Raw genomic sequence first — 15,954 nt, 5'->3', positions numbered from 1 at the left:
CTAGGCGGAATGGTTCCCCGCAGCGTGCCCACCGCTTTCCCCGGACTAAATTGCCACCTATCCTTAGAGGTAAGCACAACTTGCGTTCTGTCCGGGTCATCGGTCCAGGTGGTGTCTCCGGGTTCCCGGGGCTCCTCCGCAGTCATCCGGGCTACCGGAGGCGGGAACCGCCCCGGTACCGGGATCGTTGGTTGGTTTACATGGGAATTTCGGACCGCAAGGAGGCAGTAATGGCACTCTCGGAACACGAGCAGCGCTTGCTGGACCAGTTGGAGCAGCAATTACACGCCGAGGACCCCAAATTTGCCAATTCCATGGCTACCCCGGCGGGAACGGGCATTTCAACCCGGCGCATAGTGCTTGGAGCGCTGGTGGCCGTCGCAGGCATCGGGCTGCTGCTCGGCGGCGTAGCCTCCAATTCTCCCTTTAGCTTGATCTTGGGAATATTGGGCTTCCTGGTGATGGGGTCGGGCGTTTACTACGCAACGACGCGTGGCAAGCGTGGTTCAAAGTCAGTCTCGCCGGCACGCCGGAAGGAACGCGAAGCAAGTTCCCCGAAAAACTTCATGAGCAACCTGGAAAACAAGTGGGATGAGCGCAAGCGTGACCAGTAGCCGGAATCGTCCGTAAACAGGGACAGGCTCCACTTCCCTCCACGGTCAGCCCGTCAGAGAAAAAGACCCGCTTCGGCGGGTCTTTTTTGTGGCCAAAGGGAGCAAAAAGGGGGGTGGCAGGCCCGGGGTTTGCTCAGGATTCCCTCCACCCGGCTCCCGGCTCGCAAATATGCGGAATAAAAGGCGCGGCGCGCCGTATATCGGTGCGCCGCTTCGTTGACTGTGGAGGGAAGTGGAGTAAAGTGGAGGCCATAAGAGTGCAGAGGCAGCGCAGGAGGAAATTCTCCTCATCAGACGGGTGGTGACCGATGTTCCTCGGAACACACTCACCGCGCCTGGATGAGAAGGGGAGGCTCATACTGCCGGCCAAGTTCCGCGAGGAGCTGGCCGAGGGCCTAGTCCTGACAAGGGGCCAGGAACGCTGCATCTACGTCTTTAGCCAGAAGGAATTTGAACGGGTCCACGAACAGATGCGGGAAGCTCCGCTTTCTTCGCGTCAGGCGCGTGACTACATTCGGGTTTTTCTGTCAGGAGCATCAGATGAAGTCCCGGATAAGCAGGGTCGGATCACCATTCCGCCGGCACTGCGGGCCTATGCCGGACTCGGCCGTGAACTTGCCGTGATCGGAGCGGGGACCAGGGCTGAGATTTGGGATGCCGCTGCATGGCAGACCTACCTCGAAGCGCAGGAAACGGCGTTCTCGGAAACAGATGAGGACACCATCCCCGGCATCTTCTAGTCCACTCACTGCATGCAACACCAATTCAAAACCCCAGCAATACCACCACCCAGACCCACCACCACGCAGAGACCGGACAGCAGCGGTTTCTTGCATGAGATCTCCAGCCGCCCCGCAGGGCCGGCACCTGACTCACTTCCCCGGAGCCAGGCGTCACAGCGTGAGGCGCGGATGGGGGTCTGATTCAAGAACTACGCCGCCGTCCCCGGACGCGGAAGGACAGCAGATGAGCGAAGACCGCCCAACCGAAGAACGGCACGTTCCGGTGCTGCGTGACCGCTGTATCAATTTGCTGGCGCCCGCCATCGAAAAGGCAGTGGCGGATCACGGCAGCGCCGTGGTGGTTGACGCCACGCTGGGCATGGGCGGACACACCGAGGCGATGCTTTCCCGGTTTCCCCAGCTGCATGTCATTGGCATTGACCGCGACCAGCAGGCACTGGCCCTGGCCGGAGAGCGGCTGGCTCCCTTCGAGGACCGCATTGACCTCGTGCATGCGGTCTACGACGAGATTGCCGACGTTGTCCGGGACCTTGGTTTTGCCGGCATCGACGGCGCGCTCTTCGACCTGGGAGTCTCCTCCCTGCAGCTCGACGAGCGGGACCGCGGATTCGCCTACTCCTATGACGCTCCGCTGGATATGCGGATGGACACCAGTCGGGGACGCACCGCGGCGGACATCGTCAACACGTACAGCGAAGCAGACCTGGTCTCCATCATCCGCAAGTGGGGCGAGGAGAAGTTTGCTGGCCGCATTGCCAGCACCATAGTCTCCACCCGGGCAGTGAAGCCCTTCACCACCACGGGCGAACTGGTTGACGCCATTCGTGCGGTGGTCCCTGCCGGAGCGGCACGTACAGGCGGACACCCCGCCAAGCGTACGTTCCAGGCGCTGCGGATTGAGGTCAACGAAGAGCTGGATGTCCTGGAGCGCGCCATCCCGGCCGCTCTTTCCGTCCTCAATCTTGGCGGCCGCGTGGTGGTGATGTCCTACCACTCGCTGGAAGACAAGATTGTCAAAGGTGTCTTCGCCGCAGGTTCACGATCCTCCGCTCCCAAGGGTTTCCCCGTGGAACTGGAACAGCACAAGGCTCAGCTTCAGCGCCTCACCAAGGGAACGGAAGTTCCCACGGATGAAGAAATTACCGAAAACCCACGTGCTGCCTCTGCAAAGCTGCGGGCCGTGGAACGAATCCGCATTTCCACCGACGGGGCAGAATCATGACACAGGTACAGACGCGGCCGCATGCATCGGCGGGTACTGTCCGCCGAGTGACTCACGGCAACAACGCCCGGGCCTTGAACTGGGCGCCCACGCCGGGCGGTCCGGGACACGTTCCTGCTCCCGCGGCGCCCGAACCGCGCCGCCGCACACCGTTGTCGGTGGTACCCGCAGCGCGGCGTCGGCGCCGCGCTCCTGTGGTGGTTTTCTGCTTTATTGCCCTGATCCTTGGATTGGGAGCAGTGCTCCTGCTCAACATCTCTGTTTCCAGCGGTCAGTACAAGCTCGTGGAGCTGCAAAATGAGCGCACCGAACTGATGCAGCGCAACGAGGCGCTGACCCAGCAGCTGGAAAACCATCAGGCTCCCCAGATGCTGGCGGCCCAGGCTGCGGAGCTGGGAATGGTGACCTCTTCATCGTTCGGCAGCATTGACCTGCAGACGCTGAAAGTAACAGGGAACCCTGTCCCGGCCGAAGAAAGCGAAGGTCCGGCGGTGTTGATTCCTGCCCCCGAGGTGCTGACGCAGCCGGTTGCGCCCCAGGCGGCCGGCGCGGAAGCGGAAGCCACGGGGGAGTCGGCCCGGGCAGTGCAGGCGCGGGATGAGGAAGTTGCGGAAACCACTCCGGCGCCGGTCGGTCCTGCGGACGGCTGGACGGCTCCGGCCGCCCCGGAAGCTGACCTGAACGGCGGCACCGTTCCCGCACCCGCACAGATCAACGAGCAGTAGTTTTACCAGGCAGTACACGAAGCACTAACGAGGATACGTTGTGGCAAAAGCGCAGGGCAGGGAAAACCACAGGGTAGCCGTCGTTACCGGCAGGCTCAGGACAGGGCTCATCCTGGCGCTGATCCTGTTGACGGGTTTGGGTGTTCGCCTCTTTCAGGTGCAGGCGCTCGATCCGCAGGGCATGGCTGAAACAGCGGTCAGCGAACGGATCCGGAGCACCACGGTGCCGCCCCTGCGCGGCAGCATTCTTGACTCCAACGGCAACTACCTGGCACGCAGCGTGGAGCGCTTCGACATTGTCGTGGACCAGACGCTCTCGCATGACTACGTCGAAGAGCAGGCGTATGACCGGCGCACCGCTGACGGCAAGGAAACCGTCTCCTTCGACCAGGCATTTGATGAGCTGTCCGAAATCCTCGGCCAGGACCCGGAGACCCTGCGGGGAGCCGTACTGGGGGACAACTCCTTCAATTTCGTGGCAAAGACGGTCACCCCCGAAACCAAGGACAAGGTCCTGGCGGTTAAGTTCCCCGGCATTTACGCGGACCGGACCACGCTGCGTACCTATCCCTCCGGTGCAGTAGCGGGCTCCATCGTGGGTTTCCTGGGCACCGACGGTCCCCAGGAAGGCCTCGAGCTGACTCAGGATGACATCCTGGCGGGGAAGGCCGGCAGCAAAACCTACGAAATCGGCGGCGACGGCATCCGCATTCCCTACGCCACCAACGAGGATGTTCCGGTGCGTGACGGAGATTCGGTGAAGCTCAGCATCGACCAGGACCTGCAGTGGTTTGCCCAGCAGACCATTGCCAGCCAGGTGGAGGACTACAACGCCGAGTGGGGCAACGTGGTGGTGGTGGAAGTGAAGACCGGGCGCATCATTACCATGGCGGAGTCCACCACCGTTGACCCGAACAATCCGGGTGACACGCCTCTCGAGTTCCGGCAGCCGCTGTCGGTGACGGTTCCGTTTGAGCCGGGCTCCACTACCAAGGTCATTACCATGGCGGGTGCCCTGGAAGAGGGAATCATCAACCCGCTGTCCCAGTTCGAGATTCCGCCCACCTACACGGTTGACGGGCAAACGTTCAAGGACGCGTTTGACCACGGCACCGTGCATATGACGGCAGCCGGAATCCTGACGAAGTCCATGAATACGGGCACGGTCATGATCGGGCAACAGCTCACAATGCAGGAACGCTATGACTGGCTGAAGAAGTTCGGGATCGGGCAACCGCTGAACGTGGGCCTCAACGGCGAAACGTCAGGCCTCCTGGCTCAGCCGGAGGAATGGGACGGCCGGCAGCGGTACACGGTCCTGTTTGGCCAGGGACTGGCCCAAACGGCGCTGCACACGGCCATGGTGTATCAAACCATCGCCAACGACGGCGTCCGGCTGGCACCGAGCCTCATCGACAGCTACATTTCAGCGGACGGCACTGAAACTCCCACGGAAAAGGAAGAACCCACCCGCGTGGTTTCAGAGGAGACCGCACGTGAAGTCCAGCACATGCTGGAGACCGTGACGGCCGAAGGATCCGGCAAGGGAGGCAAACTGGACCAGTACCGGGTGGGTTCCAAGACCGGTACCGCCGAGGCGCCGGGAGCCAATGGTGGCTATGACGGCTACACACTCTCCTATGCTGGTATTGCACCAATGGACGATCCGCAGTACGTGGTGGTCGTGACGCTGCAGCGCCCCGAGGGTTCCCTGCAGGTCCTGGATCCGGGCAAGACCTTCAAGAAGGTCATGCAGCAGGTCCTGACCACCCGGCACGTGGCTCCGTCCGACTCGGAGCCGGAGCTGTACCCCGTGGAGTACTGACCCCGCGTCACGGCACGGGGCAGCGCCGCTTACGCTGCCCGGCTGATTCTATTTCGAGTACCACGTCAATTTTCTGGAGCAATGCAGTGCCTACAAGTGATCAACGCAATCCGCAGCTGCCGGGGAGCGGAATGCGTCCGTCCGCTGTCGAGCCGGTGTCCCTGCGGGCGGCAGCGGACACACTCGCCGCAGCCGGCCTGCCCGGTGTTGAACCGGCACGTGCCGCAGACGCCGAAAGGGACGTCATGCTCACCGGACTCACGATCAATTCGCGTGAGGTCCATCCGGGCGACCTGTACGTTGCGCTGCCCGGCGCCCGCCACCACGGCGCCGCTTTTGGCGCGGCGGCGGCCGCAGCCGGTGCTGCCGCAGTGCTGACCGACGCGGACGGCGCTGCCCAGCTGGCAGAGCTGCCCGTTCCCGTGTACGTCACTGACGAGCCCCGCCGCCTGGTGGGTCCGCTGGCCGCAGCGGTCTTTGGGAGCAGGCCGCAGGACGGCAGCGCCCCCACGCTTTTTGGCGTGACGGGCACCAACGGCAAGACCACCACCACGTACTTCATCAATTCCCTCCTGGGTGCGCTGGGCAAGACCACGGGGCTGATCGGAACCATCGAGATCCTCGCCGGCGGACAGCCCATCGCCAGTACCCTCACGACGCCGGAGTCTCCGCAGGTGCACGGGCTGCTGGCACTGATGCGCGAAAAAGGCCTGGATGCGGCGGCCATGGAGGTGTCATCCCACGCGATTTCCTACCGGCGCGTGGACGGTGTCGTCTTTGACGTTGCCGGCTTCACCAACCTCACCCAGGATCACTTGGACCTGCACGGGTCCATGGAAGAGTACTTCGCGGCCAAAGCCGGGCTCTTCCTGCCGGAACGGGCTCAGCGCGCCGTCATTTGCGTCGATGACGAGTGGGGTGCACGCATGGCGGCCCAGGCGCCTGTCCCGGTGTGGACGCTGGCAACGCACGACGGCGGTGCCGAGGCGAACTGGCGCGTCACCGACGTCGTGCGCGCCGGGCTGGGCCACCGCTTTGTGCTGCGGGGCCCCGACGGCGCCGTGCTGCGGGCCGGAACCGGGCTTCCCGGGACGTTCAACGTCTCCAACGCCGCGCTGGCAGCCGTCATGGTCCTGGCATCGGGCGTGGACATCGCCCGGCTCCAGGAAGCCCTGGACCGCAGTGATCCGTTTACCGTGGAGGTTCCCGGACGGATGCAGCTGGTGGGCGAAGCGCCCGCCGCAATCGTGGATTTTGCCCACAACCCGGATGCCCTTGCGCGCACACTGGAATCGGTGCGCCGAGAGGCCTCCGAACCCGAAGCCGCGCGCGCCGCAGGCGTGTCCGCCGCCGAGCCGCCGCGCGTCATTATTGTCTTCGGCGCCACCGGCCAGCGTGACCAGACCAAGCGCCCGCTCATGGGCGCCATCGCCGCACGGCTCGCCGACGTGGTGATCGTCACCGATGACGACCCCCATGACGAGGATGAGGCAACCATCCGAGCCGATGTCCTGGCCGGAGCGCGCGGCGCCCTTGATGACGGCGATGCCTCCTGTGAAATCCTTGAAGTGGCACCGCGGGCAGCGGCAATAGACCGCGCCGTGGCAATGGCCCGCCCGCAGGACACCGTGCTGGTAGCCGGCCGCGGACACGAAGTATTCCAAGAAGTAAAAGGAGTGAATTTGGCCCTCGATGACCGTGTTGAACTGAGGAAGGCTTTGACACGGTACGGATTCCCTGTGCTGTCCGGCAACGGGGTAGAGTCCTAAAACGTCATGATTGAACTTAGTGCAGCAGATATAGCGGCAATTACGGGCGGCGAACTGATCGGCGGGGCCGCACAGGCAGCCGGGACGATCGTGAACTCGGCCACAACCGACTCCCGGGAAGTGTCCCCGGGTTCCCTCTTCATCGCCAAACCCGGCGAACAATCCGACGGCCATCTTTTCGTGGAAGCAGCATTTGAGCGCGGGGCTGTCCTGGCACTGGTCGAGCGCCCCGTGCAGGACTCCTCGGGCGCCGTCTATCCAGCCATTCAGGTTCCTGACGCGGTCCTGGCCATGGGCACGCTCGCTGCGGAGATCGTCCGCAGGCTGCGCGCATCCGCGCCGCTGACCGTCATCGGCATCACCGGTTCAGCAGGCAAGACCACCACCAAGGACCTGCTTGCCGGCATCCTGCGTGCCGAAGGCGAAACCGTGGCTCCCGTGGGCTCCTACAACGGAGAGGTTGGCGTACCGCTGACCATCTTCGGCGCGGATTACGGCACCCGGTACCTCGTCATGGAAATGGGTGCCACCGGCGTCGGGCACATTGAGTACCTCGCCTCCATGGTCCAGCCGGACATCGGCGTGGTGTTGTGCGTGGGCACCGCCCACGCCGGCGAATTCGGCGGAGTGGAGAACATAGCCCGGGCCAAGGGCGAAATGGTGGAGGCGCTTGCCCCCGGCGGCACCGCAGTCCTGAACGCCGATGACATCCGCGTGGCCGCCATGGCCTCCCGGGCCGGCAGCGGCGTCGACATCCTCTACTTCACCTCTTCTCCGGAAGAGGCACACGGCGCAAAGTCGGCGGTACGGGCCGTGGACGCCCGCACCGACGATCAGGGCCGTCCGGTCTTCACCCTCCGGTTCCCTGACGGCAGCGAGTATCCGGTGGAATCCGGCCTGATTGGTGCCCACCATACGGCCAACCTGCTGGCAGCCGCTTCGGCGGCCTTCGCAGCCGGCGTCCCGGCCGAACGGATTGCTTCCGGACTCTCGGGCCAGAAGGCGGCGAGCCGCTGGCGCATGGAACGCACCGACCGGCCCGACGGCGTCACCGTCATCAACGATGCGTACAACGCCAATCCGGAGTCGATGCGCGCTGCCCTGCGCACCCTTGCCGAACTCGGCCGGGGGCGCCGCACCTGGGCCGTGCTCGGCGAGATGCTGGAGCTCGGTGATGCCTCGGTAACGGAGCACGACGCCGTCGGCCGGTACGTGGTGCGCCTGAACATTTCCCACCTCATTGTGGTGGGAACCGGAGCCCGCGCCATGCACACCGGCGCCGTCATGGAAGGCTCCTGGGGGGACGAGTCCATTTTCGTGGACACCCCCGAAGACGCAGAACGCCTCCTGGCTTCCTCCCTGGAGCCCGGTGACCTTGTCCTTTTTAAATCCTCAAACGGCGCTGCACTGCGCCACCTCGGTGATCGGATAGCCTTGAACGCCCCATCTTCAACCTCCGCCCTGCCGCCGGCGTCCGCGCCGCAGCAAACCAGCCCGGGTACTGCCGGGGAAGCCGGAGGCGTTCAGTAGTGGTTTCCCTGCTTATCGGGTCGTCACTGGCTCTGATCCTTGCCCTCGCCGGCACCCCGCTGTTCATCCGTTTCCTGGTCAAGAAGAGTTACGGACAGTTTGTCCGGGACGACGGCCCGACGTCGCACCACACCAAGCGCGGCACGCCCACCATGGGCGGTGCCGTTATTGTGGCCTCGGTGGTGGCCGCGTACTTCATCACGCACCTGGTCAGCTTTGCGATCAACCCGGGCAGCTTCGGGCCGTCCGCGTCCGGGCTGCTGGTCCTGTTCCTGATGGTCGGCATGGGGCTTGTGGGCTTCATTGACGACTACACGAAGATTTCCCGCCAGCGCAGCCTGGGGCTGAACGCCAAGGCGAAGATCATCCTGCAGACCCTCGTGGGGGTCGCGTTTGCCATCCTGGCCCTGAACTTCCCCAACGGAGAGGGCCGCACCCCGGCCTCCACCAAGATCTCCTTTATCCGCGACACCGGCCTTGACCTGGCCTTCGCCGGCACGCTGATTGGCGCCATCCTCTTCATCCTGTGGGCCAACCTCATCATCACGGGAACCACCAACGGCGTGAACCTGGCGGACGGACTGGACGGGCTGGCCGCAGGAGCCTCCATCCTGGTGTTCGGTGCCTACTTCCTGATCGCGTTCTGGCAGTCCAACCAGAGCTGCGGGGCGCCGACCTCCGGCAGCGTCTGCTACGAAGTCCGTGACCCGATGGACCTGGCCCTGCTGGCCGGTGCCATGGTCGGTGCGCTGATCGGTTTCCTCTGGTGGAACACCTCCCCGGCCAAGATCTTCATGGGGGACACAGGATCACTCGCCATCGGCGGCGCCATCGCCGCCTTTGCCATCCTCTCCCGCACCGAACTGCTCCTGGTGATTCTTGCCGGCCTCTTTGTGATCATCACGCTGTCAGTGATCATTCAGGTGGGGTACTTCAAGTTGAGCGGCGGCAAACGCGTGTTCAAGATGGCCCCGCTGCAGCACCACTTTGAGCTCAAGGGCTGGGCGGAAGTTACGGTGGTGGTCCGTTTCTGGATCGTCGCCGGGCTGTGCGTTGCCCTGGCCCTGGGCATCTTCTATGCGGAATGGGTGGTAGGAAATTGAGCGAACGCACTGATGCCGCGGCCGGAAGTTCCCGGCTGGATGAGCTGACCACCTGGGATGCGCCCTGGCGGGGACTGCGCGTCGTGGTGACGGGAATCGGACTGTCCGGATTCTCGGCAGCCGACACCCTGATCGAACTCGGCGCCCGCGTGGTGGTTGTGGACGCGCGGGACAACGAGGAAAACCGGGCCAAAGCGGACACCCTGCGCATCGTCGGTGCTGCCGACGTCCTGCTGGGGGCCGGGCACGCAGAAGCGCTTCCGCTCGTGGAAGGCGAGCCCGCTGACCTGGTCGTAACCTCACCGGGCTTCAGCCCGGCCCATCCGCTGATGGCGGCCGCAGCTGACGCCGGAATACCGGTGTGGGGCGATGTCGAACTGGCGTGGCGGGTCCGCATCCGTGAAGGCCGCAAGACCGCGGAGTGGCTGACGATTACGGGAACCAACGGCAAAACCACCACCGTTTCCATGACCGAAAGCATGCTCCGGGCCGCAGGCCTGCGGGCCGTCGCCGCAGGCAACGTGGGAACCCCCATCCTGGATGCCATCCGTGACCCGGAGGGCTTTGACGTCATTGCAGTGGAGCTGTCCTCCTTCCAGCTCCACTGGTCCCACTCACTCTCCCCGCTGGCGAGCGTGTGCCTGAACATCGCAGAGGACCATGTGGACTGGCACGGGTCCTACGAGGCCTACGCCGCGGACAAGGCGAAGATCTACGAGAACACCCGCGTCGCCTGCATTTACAACGCCGAGCAGGCCGAGACCGAGCACATGGTTGAAGAGGCGGACGTCATTGAAGGCTGCCGCGCCGTGGGCTTCACCACGGGTATGCCGGCAGTCTCCATGGTGGGCATGGTGGAAAACCTTTTGGTGGACAGAGCGTTCATTGAACAGCGAAAGGACTCCGCCGCCGAGCTGGCCTCCATGGCCGATCTGGGCGAGTACGCCCCGCGGCACATGGTGGCCAACGCCCTTGCCGCGGCGGCACTGGTCCGCGCCTGCGGGGTGGAGCCCGTCGCAGTGCGGGACGGACTGCGGGCCTATGATCCCGGCGCCCACCGAATCCAGCCGGTTGCCCGCCTGAACGACATTCTGTGGATCAACGATTCAAAGGCAACCAACCCGCACGCGGCTTCCGCCTCGCTGTCCGCCTTCCCCTCCGTGGTCTGGATTGCCGGGGGACTGTCGAAGGGGGTCACCTACGATGACCTCATCCGGGACCACGCGTCCCGGCTTCGCTCAGTCATCCTGATCGGCACCGACACGGCGGACCTTCGGACCGCACTGGCGCGACACGCCCCCGAAGTCCACGTGATTGACGCCGTGCCGCCCCACACTGGTGGGAAGGATGCAGCGGCAGTTCCCAGCGGGGAAGAGGTGATGGCCCTGGCCGTCGCCGCCGCAGCATCACAGGCCCAATCCGGAGACACTGTCCTGATGGCGCCCGCAGCGGCGTCCATGGACCAATTCGCGTCCTACGCGCACCGCGGGGACGCTTTCATCGAGGCCGTCCGCGGGTACGTGGAAGGACAGGCGCCGACTCCTAAGGAGCCCTAGATGGTCACTTCGTCCTCCGGGAAACCCCGCAAACCAGTGCTCCGTTCCAGCCGTCCGGCAGCCCCTGCAGCCGGAGCCGGTGCTCCGGGCCGAACACAGGCACCGCCCGCTCCGGAGCAGCCGTCCGCCGGGCGGAAGACAACCGGCCGGGGTCCTGCCTCAAGCCTCGGTTCCCGATTCCGGAATACACCGGGCAAAACGCCGTCCCTGCTGGAACGCGGCATCGTGCTCCTGGAAGGGAGCAGGCGCAAAGCAACGGGCTCGGCCTACTACACCATCCTCGGGGCCTCACTGGCCCTGACGGCCATTGGCCTGATGATGGTGCTGTCCGCGTCCTCAGTGGAATCCATCGCTGCCTCGTCGGGCGAGTCCATCAGCAGCACGTTCGGCTTTTTCATGAAGCAGGCCATGTTTGCAGCCCTGGGCGTCGTGGCGATGCTGGTGCTGTCCCGGCTTGGTCCCCAGAGCTACCGGAAGCTGGCCAAATGGGGGATGGTGGGAGCCCTCTTCCTGCTGATCCTGGTCTTTATCCCCGGCATCGGCGAGGAGGTCAACGGCAACCGGAACTGGATCAAAATCGGCCCCCTCGGCGGACAGCCCTCGGAAGCGGCCAAGCTGGCCATGGCCATCTGGTTTGCCTCGGTGCTGTCCCGGCGGCAAAAGCTTTTGACCAACTGGAAAGATGTCCTTGTTCCGGTGGTCTTCCCGGGCGGAGCCCTCCTGCTGGGGCTGGTGCTTATCGGCAAGGATCTCGGGACGGTCATCATCATGGGCCTGATCATGATTGCAGCCCTGTTCTTTGCCGGCACGCCGCTGCGGTTCCTGGCCGGGATGGCGGGCGCGGGCGCGGCGGCGGCCTTCCTCATGTCCCTGGTCAGCGGCAACCGCACCAGCCGAATCAGCGCCTGGCTGGGGAAGGACTGCGGTGCCGGACTCTGCGACCAGGCCAACGCCGGCATGTACGCACTGGCGTCCGGAGGCTGGTTCGGTGTGGGCATCGGCCAGAGCCGGCAAAAGTGGAGCTGGATCCCCGAAGCGCACAATGACTTCATCTTTGCCATCATCGGAGAAGAATTCGGTCTCCTGGGAACACTGTTGATCGTGCTGCTCTTCGGCATCCTGGCGGTAGCCACGGTCCGGATGACCATGCGCCACACCGATCCGTTTATCCGGATCCTCTGCGGCTCCATCCTGGTGTGGATCGTCGGTCAGGCATCCGTGAACATCGCCATGGTGACGGGCCTGCTGCCCGTTATCGGCGTACCGCTGCCGTTCATCTCCTACGGCGGCTCCTCGCTGACCTTTACGCTCGCGGCGGTGGGCGTGCTGCTTTCCTTTGCCCGCAAAATTCCAGAACACAAATTTTCCGAAAGTGAACCATCAGCTCCATGACGCAACGTCCCCTTTCCCTCGTCCTCGCCGGAGGCGGCACCGCCGGGCACATCAGTCCGCTGCTTGCCGTGGCCCGTGCCGTCCGGGAGTCCGCGCCTGATGCCCGCATCAAAGTAGTGGGCACGGCCGCAGGCATGGAAACGCGGCTGGTGCCCGCAGCAGGATTTGAACTGGCCGTCATTGACCGCGTTCCCATGCCCCGGAAACCCGGCGGAGACCTGGTCCGCCTGCCGGGCCGGCTGCGGCGCGCCATTGCGCAGGCAGGCGACATTCTTGATGAAGCCGCTGCCGACGTCGTCGTGGGAGTGGGCGGGTACGTGTCCACTCCGGTGTATCTTGCCGCCCGGCGCCGGAAACTCCCGATCATCGTGCATGAAGCCAATGCCCGCCCGGGTCTGGCCAACCGCGTAGGTGCACGCTTCGCCGACGTCGTCGGCACAGCCTTCGCTGAAACCAAACTGCCCGGTGCGCAGCTGGTGGGAATGCCGATGCGCCGCGAAATTGCGGAACTGGACCGCGCCGGCGCCCGCGCTGCCGCCCGGAAGGCCCTCGGCCTGGAACAGGACCGGCCCACGCTCGTGGTCACCGGAGGCTCGTCCGGAGCGGCCAGCATTAACCGGGCCGTGGAAGAGGCGCTTCCCGCCCTCGCAGCGGCCGGCATCCAAACTCTGCACATCACCGGCCGCGGCAAGCAGCTGGAGGCGGCCGACGGCGGATTGCTCGCCGCTCCCTTCTACCGCCAGGTCGAATACGTGGACGGCATGGAACAGGCCTACGCCGCTGCGGACCTGCTGCTGGCCCGTTCCGGTGCGGGCACGGTGTGTGAAATCAGCGCCGTGGGCCTGCCCGCAGTCCTGGTACCACTGCCGCACGGCAACGGAGAGCAGGCGCTGAACGCTGCAGGCCTCGTGGCCGCCGGGGGAGCACTGGTGGTTTCCGACTCACTCTTCACAGCAGCATGGATCTCGGACAAGCTGATACCTTTGCTGGCCGATCCCGCTGCGCTGGAGGCCATGTCAGCCGCTTCGGCGGCCGAAGGCATCCGCGATGCCGACCGCCGAATGGCGGAATTCATTCTCGACGCAAACGTAAGGTCACGCGCATGAGCAGGCTGAAGCTGCAGGACCTGGGACGGGTGCATTTCATCGGACTAGGCGGTGCCGGCATGTCCGCCGTCGCCCGGGTCATGATTGGCCGGGGAATATCCGTTTCCGGTTCGGATTCACGGGATTCGCCCGGGCTGCGCGCCCTGGAAGCCCTGGGTGCCACTGTGTTCGTGGGCCAGGAGGCAGCAAATGTGCAGGGCGCTGACACCGTGGTGGTCTCCACCGCGATCCGTGCCGAAAATCCTGAACTGGCTGCTGCCCGCGAGCTCGGCCTGCGGATTATCCACCGCTCGGTGGCCCTCGCCGCAGCCATGGGCACCCAGGATGTGGTGGCCGTTGCCGGAACCCACGGCAAAACCACCACGACCGCCATGGTGACCGTCCTGCTGCGCGAAGCCGGGATGGATCCCTCCTTCGCCATCGGCGGCGACGTTGCGGCCCTCGGAGTCAATGCGGCCTTCGGCAGCGGCAATGTGTTCGTGGCTGAAGCTGATGAATCCGACGGCTCCTTCATGAACTACCAGCCGCGCATTACCGTGATCACCAACGTTGAGGCCGACCACCTGGACCACTACGGCACCGAGGAAGCGGTCTTCGCGTCCTTCGACAAGTTTGTGCGCCTGCTGCCGGCCGACGGCCTGCTGGTGGCGTGTGCCGATGATCCCGGTGCTGCGGACGTGGTGCGCCGGTCCGGTGCCGCACGTGTATGTACCTACGGCTACAGCGAAAATGCCGACATCCGGATTACCGATACGCGCCCGCTGTCCAGCGGTTCCGTGTCCGTGCTCCGCTTCAGCCTTGACGGGCTGGAGTGCGAGCAGGAACTGCGGCTCCTGGTCCCCGGGGCGCACAATATCCGCAACGCGGCCGCCGCTTTTGCCGTGGGCCTCGGACTGGGCGTGGATCCGGCCCTGGCAGCAGCAGGACTGTCCGTTTTCTCCGGTGCGGCGCGCCGGTTCGAAGCCAAGGGCGCCGTCCGGGGGGTGCGTGTCTTTGACGACTACGCGCACCACCCGACCGAACTTGTGGCGGCACTGGAAGCGGCACGGACCGTTGCCGGAGAGCACCGGGTGCACGTCCTGTTCCAGCCGCATCTGTTCAGCCGAACGCAGGCCTTTGCCGCCGAATTCGCCTCCGCCCTGGAACTTGCCGACAGCGCTACGGTGCTGGACATCTATGCCGCCCGGGAGGACCCGGTGCCCGGAGTCACCAGCGAACTGATCACCTCCCGGGTGAACCGCCCCGGAGGCTACGCCCCGGATGCGGACCGGGCCGTACAGGATATCTGCCGCCGTGCGGAGCCCGGAGACATCATTCTGACCGTGGGAGCCGGAGACGTGACCCGGTTTGGCGCCATACTGGTCCAAGAGCTGGCCGAAACGGCTGCAGATGGCATCGCCGCAGCTGACAGCAATGACGCCGGAAATGCCGCCGCCGCGCAGGCGGTGCCGCGGCAGGTTTCCCGTGGTTAGCCGGAAACCGCGCCGGCCCAAGGCTGCCGGCGCTCCTCCGGTTCCGGAGTCCCGGGGCAGGACCCCTCAGCGGGCTGCCGCCCCTTCCTCGCCTGCGGGACAGGCGATTGGCCGGGACAACGGCTATTCCCGGACCATTACCGATACGACTGCGCCGGACACCGTCACCGCAACGGTTTTGGCCTTTCCCGAGCCGCCGGTCCGCCGGCGCCGGCGCTGGGTCATCATCTCCGTCGTCTCCGTGACGGTAGTGGTTGCTGCGTTCCTGGCCTTTCTGTTCCTGTCTCCGGCCCTGGCGCTGAAGACAGTGACCGTGCAGGGGATTTCCCTGCTGTCCAAGGAACAGGTGAACAGTTCCCTGCAGCCCCTGATGGGCCGGCCCCTGACCACTATTGGTGATGACGACGTCGCCGCGCTCCTGGCGGACCGCCCCGAGGTGGCCGGAGTGCACGTTGTTGCGAAGCCGCCGCATGAGATTGAAGTGACGATTGCCGAACGCGTTCCGGTGGCCGTCCTGCAGAGCGGCACGGAGTTCCTGCTGATTGACCAGGAGGGCATGGTCATCGGTTCGGCTGCCAACCGGACGGATGCCCGGCTGCCGCTGATCGACGGCGGGACCGAGGCCGTGAACAGTGCCGTTTTCAGTACAGTCACCTCAGTGCTGTCCGTTCTTCCGGAGAAGGTGCTCGCGGAGCTGGACCATGCCTCCGCGTCGTCGGTTGATTCAGTGGAACTTAAGCTCATCAACGGACAGACGGTATTCTGGGGGAGCGCCGAAGCCAATGTGGCCAAGGCGCGCGCTGTGGAAGCCATGCTGCAGATGCCGGAGAAGGACCCACCAGTCCGCGTTTTCGACGTCAGCACCCCCACTGCTCCTGTGACACGGTGATTTTTACC

At 64.9% G+C, this 15,954-nt stretch carries 13 protein-coding genes; all 13 read left to right on the top strand.

Annotated features, from left to right (window positions below; all coding sequences use genetic code 11):
* Nucleotides 1-230 precede the first annotated feature (230 nt).
* The 13 genes from ACIQXM_RS15025 to ACIQXM_RS14965 all read left to right on the top strand — a co-directional run bounded on the left by ACIQXM_RS15025 (nt 231) and on the right by ACIQXM_RS14965 (nt 15,946).
* A complete protein-coding gene (locus ACIQXM_RS15025; protein ID WP_400932890.1) occupies nt 231-614 on the top strand; it encodes a DUF3040 domain-containing protein in 384 nt (127 codons plus the stop codon).
* A 308-nt stretch (nt 615-922) separates the two neighbouring features.
* Nucleotides 923-1,354 carry a division/cell wall cluster transcriptional repressor MraZ gene (gene mraZ / locus ACIQXM_RS15020; RefSeq protein ID WP_400932888.1) on the top strand — a complete coding sequence of 144 codons (432 nt, stop codon included), beginning with the start codon at nt 923-925 and terminating at the stop codon, nt 1,352-1,354.
* 226 nt (nt 1,355-1,580) lie between these two features.
* Complete coding sequence (rsmH, locus tag ACIQXM_RS15015; protein WP_400932886.1) at nt 1,581-2,579, top strand: 16S rRNA (cytosine(1402)-N(4))-methyltransferase RsmH; 999 nt, start codon at nt 1,581-1,583, stop codon at nt 2,577-2,579.
* A 47-nt stretch (nt 2,580-2,626) separates the two neighbouring features.
* Complete coding sequence (locus tag ACIQXM_RS15010; protein WP_400932884.1) at nt 2,627-3,304, top strand: hypothetical protein; 678 nt, start codon at nt 2,627-2,629, stop codon at nt 3,302-3,304.
* 40 nt (nt 3,305-3,344) lie between these two features.
* The gene (locus tag ACIQXM_RS15005) at nt 3,345-5,129 is read left to right on the top strand and encodes a peptidoglycan D,D-transpeptidase FtsI family protein (protein WP_400932882.1); all 1,785 of its coding nucleotides are present in this window, start codon (nt 3,345-3,347) and stop codon (nt 5,127-5,129) included.
* 131 nt (nt 5,130-5,260) lie between these two features.
* Nucleotides 5,261-6,898: a UDP-N-acetylmuramoyl-L-alanyl-D-glutamate--2,6-diaminopimelate ligase gene (locus ACIQXM_RS15000; RefSeq protein WP_400932880.1), complete on the top strand. Its 1,638-nt coding sequence runs from the start codon at nt 5,261-5,263 to the stop codon at nt 6,896-6,898.
* Between the two features lie 6 nt (nt 6,899-6,904).
* Nucleotides 6,905-8,428, top strand: coding sequence for a UDP-N-acetylmuramoyl-tripeptide--D-alanyl-D-alanine ligase (gene murF / locus ACIQXM_RS14995; protein WP_400932879.1), 1,524 nt, complete (start codon nt 6,905-6,907; stop codon nt 8,426-8,428).
* Nucleotides 8,428-9,531 (top strand): phospho-N-acetylmuramoyl-pentapeptide-transferase, encoded by a 1,104-nt coding sequence (mraY, locus tag ACIQXM_RS14990; protein WP_400932877.1) that lies wholly within the window; start codon nt 8,428-8,430, stop codon nt 9,529-9,531. The genes murF and mraY overlap by 1 nt, the downstream gene beginning before the upstream one ends.
* Nucleotides 9,513-11,087, top strand: coding sequence for a UDP-N-acetylmuramoyl-L-alanine--D-glutamate ligase (gene murD, locus ACIQXM_RS14985; RefSeq protein ID WP_400932875.1), 1,575 nt, complete (start codon nt 9,513-9,515; stop codon nt 11,085-11,087). The genes mraY and murD overlap by 19 nt, the downstream gene beginning before the upstream one ends.
* Nucleotides 11,088-12,479, top strand: coding sequence for a putative lipid II flippase FtsW (gene ftsW / locus ACIQXM_RS14980; protein ID WP_400932873.1), 1,392 nt, complete (start codon nt 11,088-11,090; stop codon nt 12,477-12,479). It abuts the gene before it with no gap.
* The gene (gene murG / locus ACIQXM_RS14975) at nt 12,476-13,585 is read left to right on the top strand and encodes an undecaprenyldiphospho-muramoylpentapeptide beta-N-acetylglucosaminyltransferase (protein ID WP_400932871.1); all 1,110 of its coding nucleotides are present in this window, start codon (nt 12,476-12,478) and stop codon (nt 13,583-13,585) included. The genes ftsW and murG overlap by 4 nt, the downstream gene beginning before the upstream one ends.
* Complete coding sequence (gene murC, locus ACIQXM_RS14970; protein ID WP_400932869.1) at nt 13,582-15,057, top strand: UDP-N-acetylmuramate--L-alanine ligase; 1,476 nt, start codon at nt 13,582-13,584, stop codon at nt 15,055-15,057. The genes murG and murC overlap by 4 nt, the downstream gene beginning before the upstream one ends.
* Entirely contained in the window at nt 15,050-15,946 is an 897-nt protein-coding gene (locus ACIQXM_RS14965; RefSeq protein WP_400932867.1) for a cell division protein FtsQ/DivIB, read from the top strand. Before murC ends, ACIQXM_RS14965 begins: the two co-directional genes overlap by 8 nt.
* Nucleotides 15,947-15,954: the final 8 nt, after the last annotated feature.

Origin of the sequence: Arthrobacter sp. NPDC097144 (assembly GCF_044762205.1) — a bacterium.
In the GTDB taxonomy this organism is placed as follows: Bacteria; Actinomycetota; Actinomycetes; order Actinomycetales; family Micrococcaceae; genus Arthrobacter_B.
This window is presented reverse-complemented; position numbering and strand designations above follow the sequence as displayed.

Coding starts and splice junctions, on each gene's coding strand:
- ACIQXM_RS15025 (WP_400932890.1), top strand. CDS start 231: ATGGCACTCTCGGAACACGAGCAGCGCTTGCTGGACCAGTTGGAGCAG.
- mraZ (WP_400932888.1), top strand. CDS start 923: ATGTTCCTCGGAACACACTCACCGCGCCTGGATGAGAAGGGGAGGCTC.
- rsmH (WP_400932886.1), top strand. CDS start 1,581: ATGAGCGAAGACCGCCCAACCGAAGAACGGCACGTTCCGGTGCTGCGT.
- ACIQXM_RS15000 (WP_400932880.1), top strand. CDS start 5,261: ATGCGTCCGTCCGCTGTCGAGCCGGTGTCCCTGCGGGCGGCAGCGGAC.
- murF (WP_400932879.1), top strand. CDS start 6,905: ATGATTGAACTTAGTGCAGCAGATATAGCGGCAATTACGGGCGGCGAA.
- murD (WP_400932875.1), top strand. CDS start 9,513: ATGGGTGGTAGGAAATTGAGCGAACGCACTGATGCCGCGGCCGGAAGT.
- ftsW (WP_400932873.1), top strand. CDS start 11,088: ATGGTCACTTCGTCCTCCGGGAAACCCCGCAAACCAGTGCTCCGTTCC.
- murG (WP_400932871.1), top strand. CDS start 12,476: ATGACGCAACGTCCCCTTTCCCTCGTCCTCGCCGGAGGCGGCACCGCC.
- murC (WP_400932869.1), top strand. CDS start 13,582: ATGAGCAGGCTGAAGCTGCAGGACCTGGGACGGGTGCATTTCATCGGA.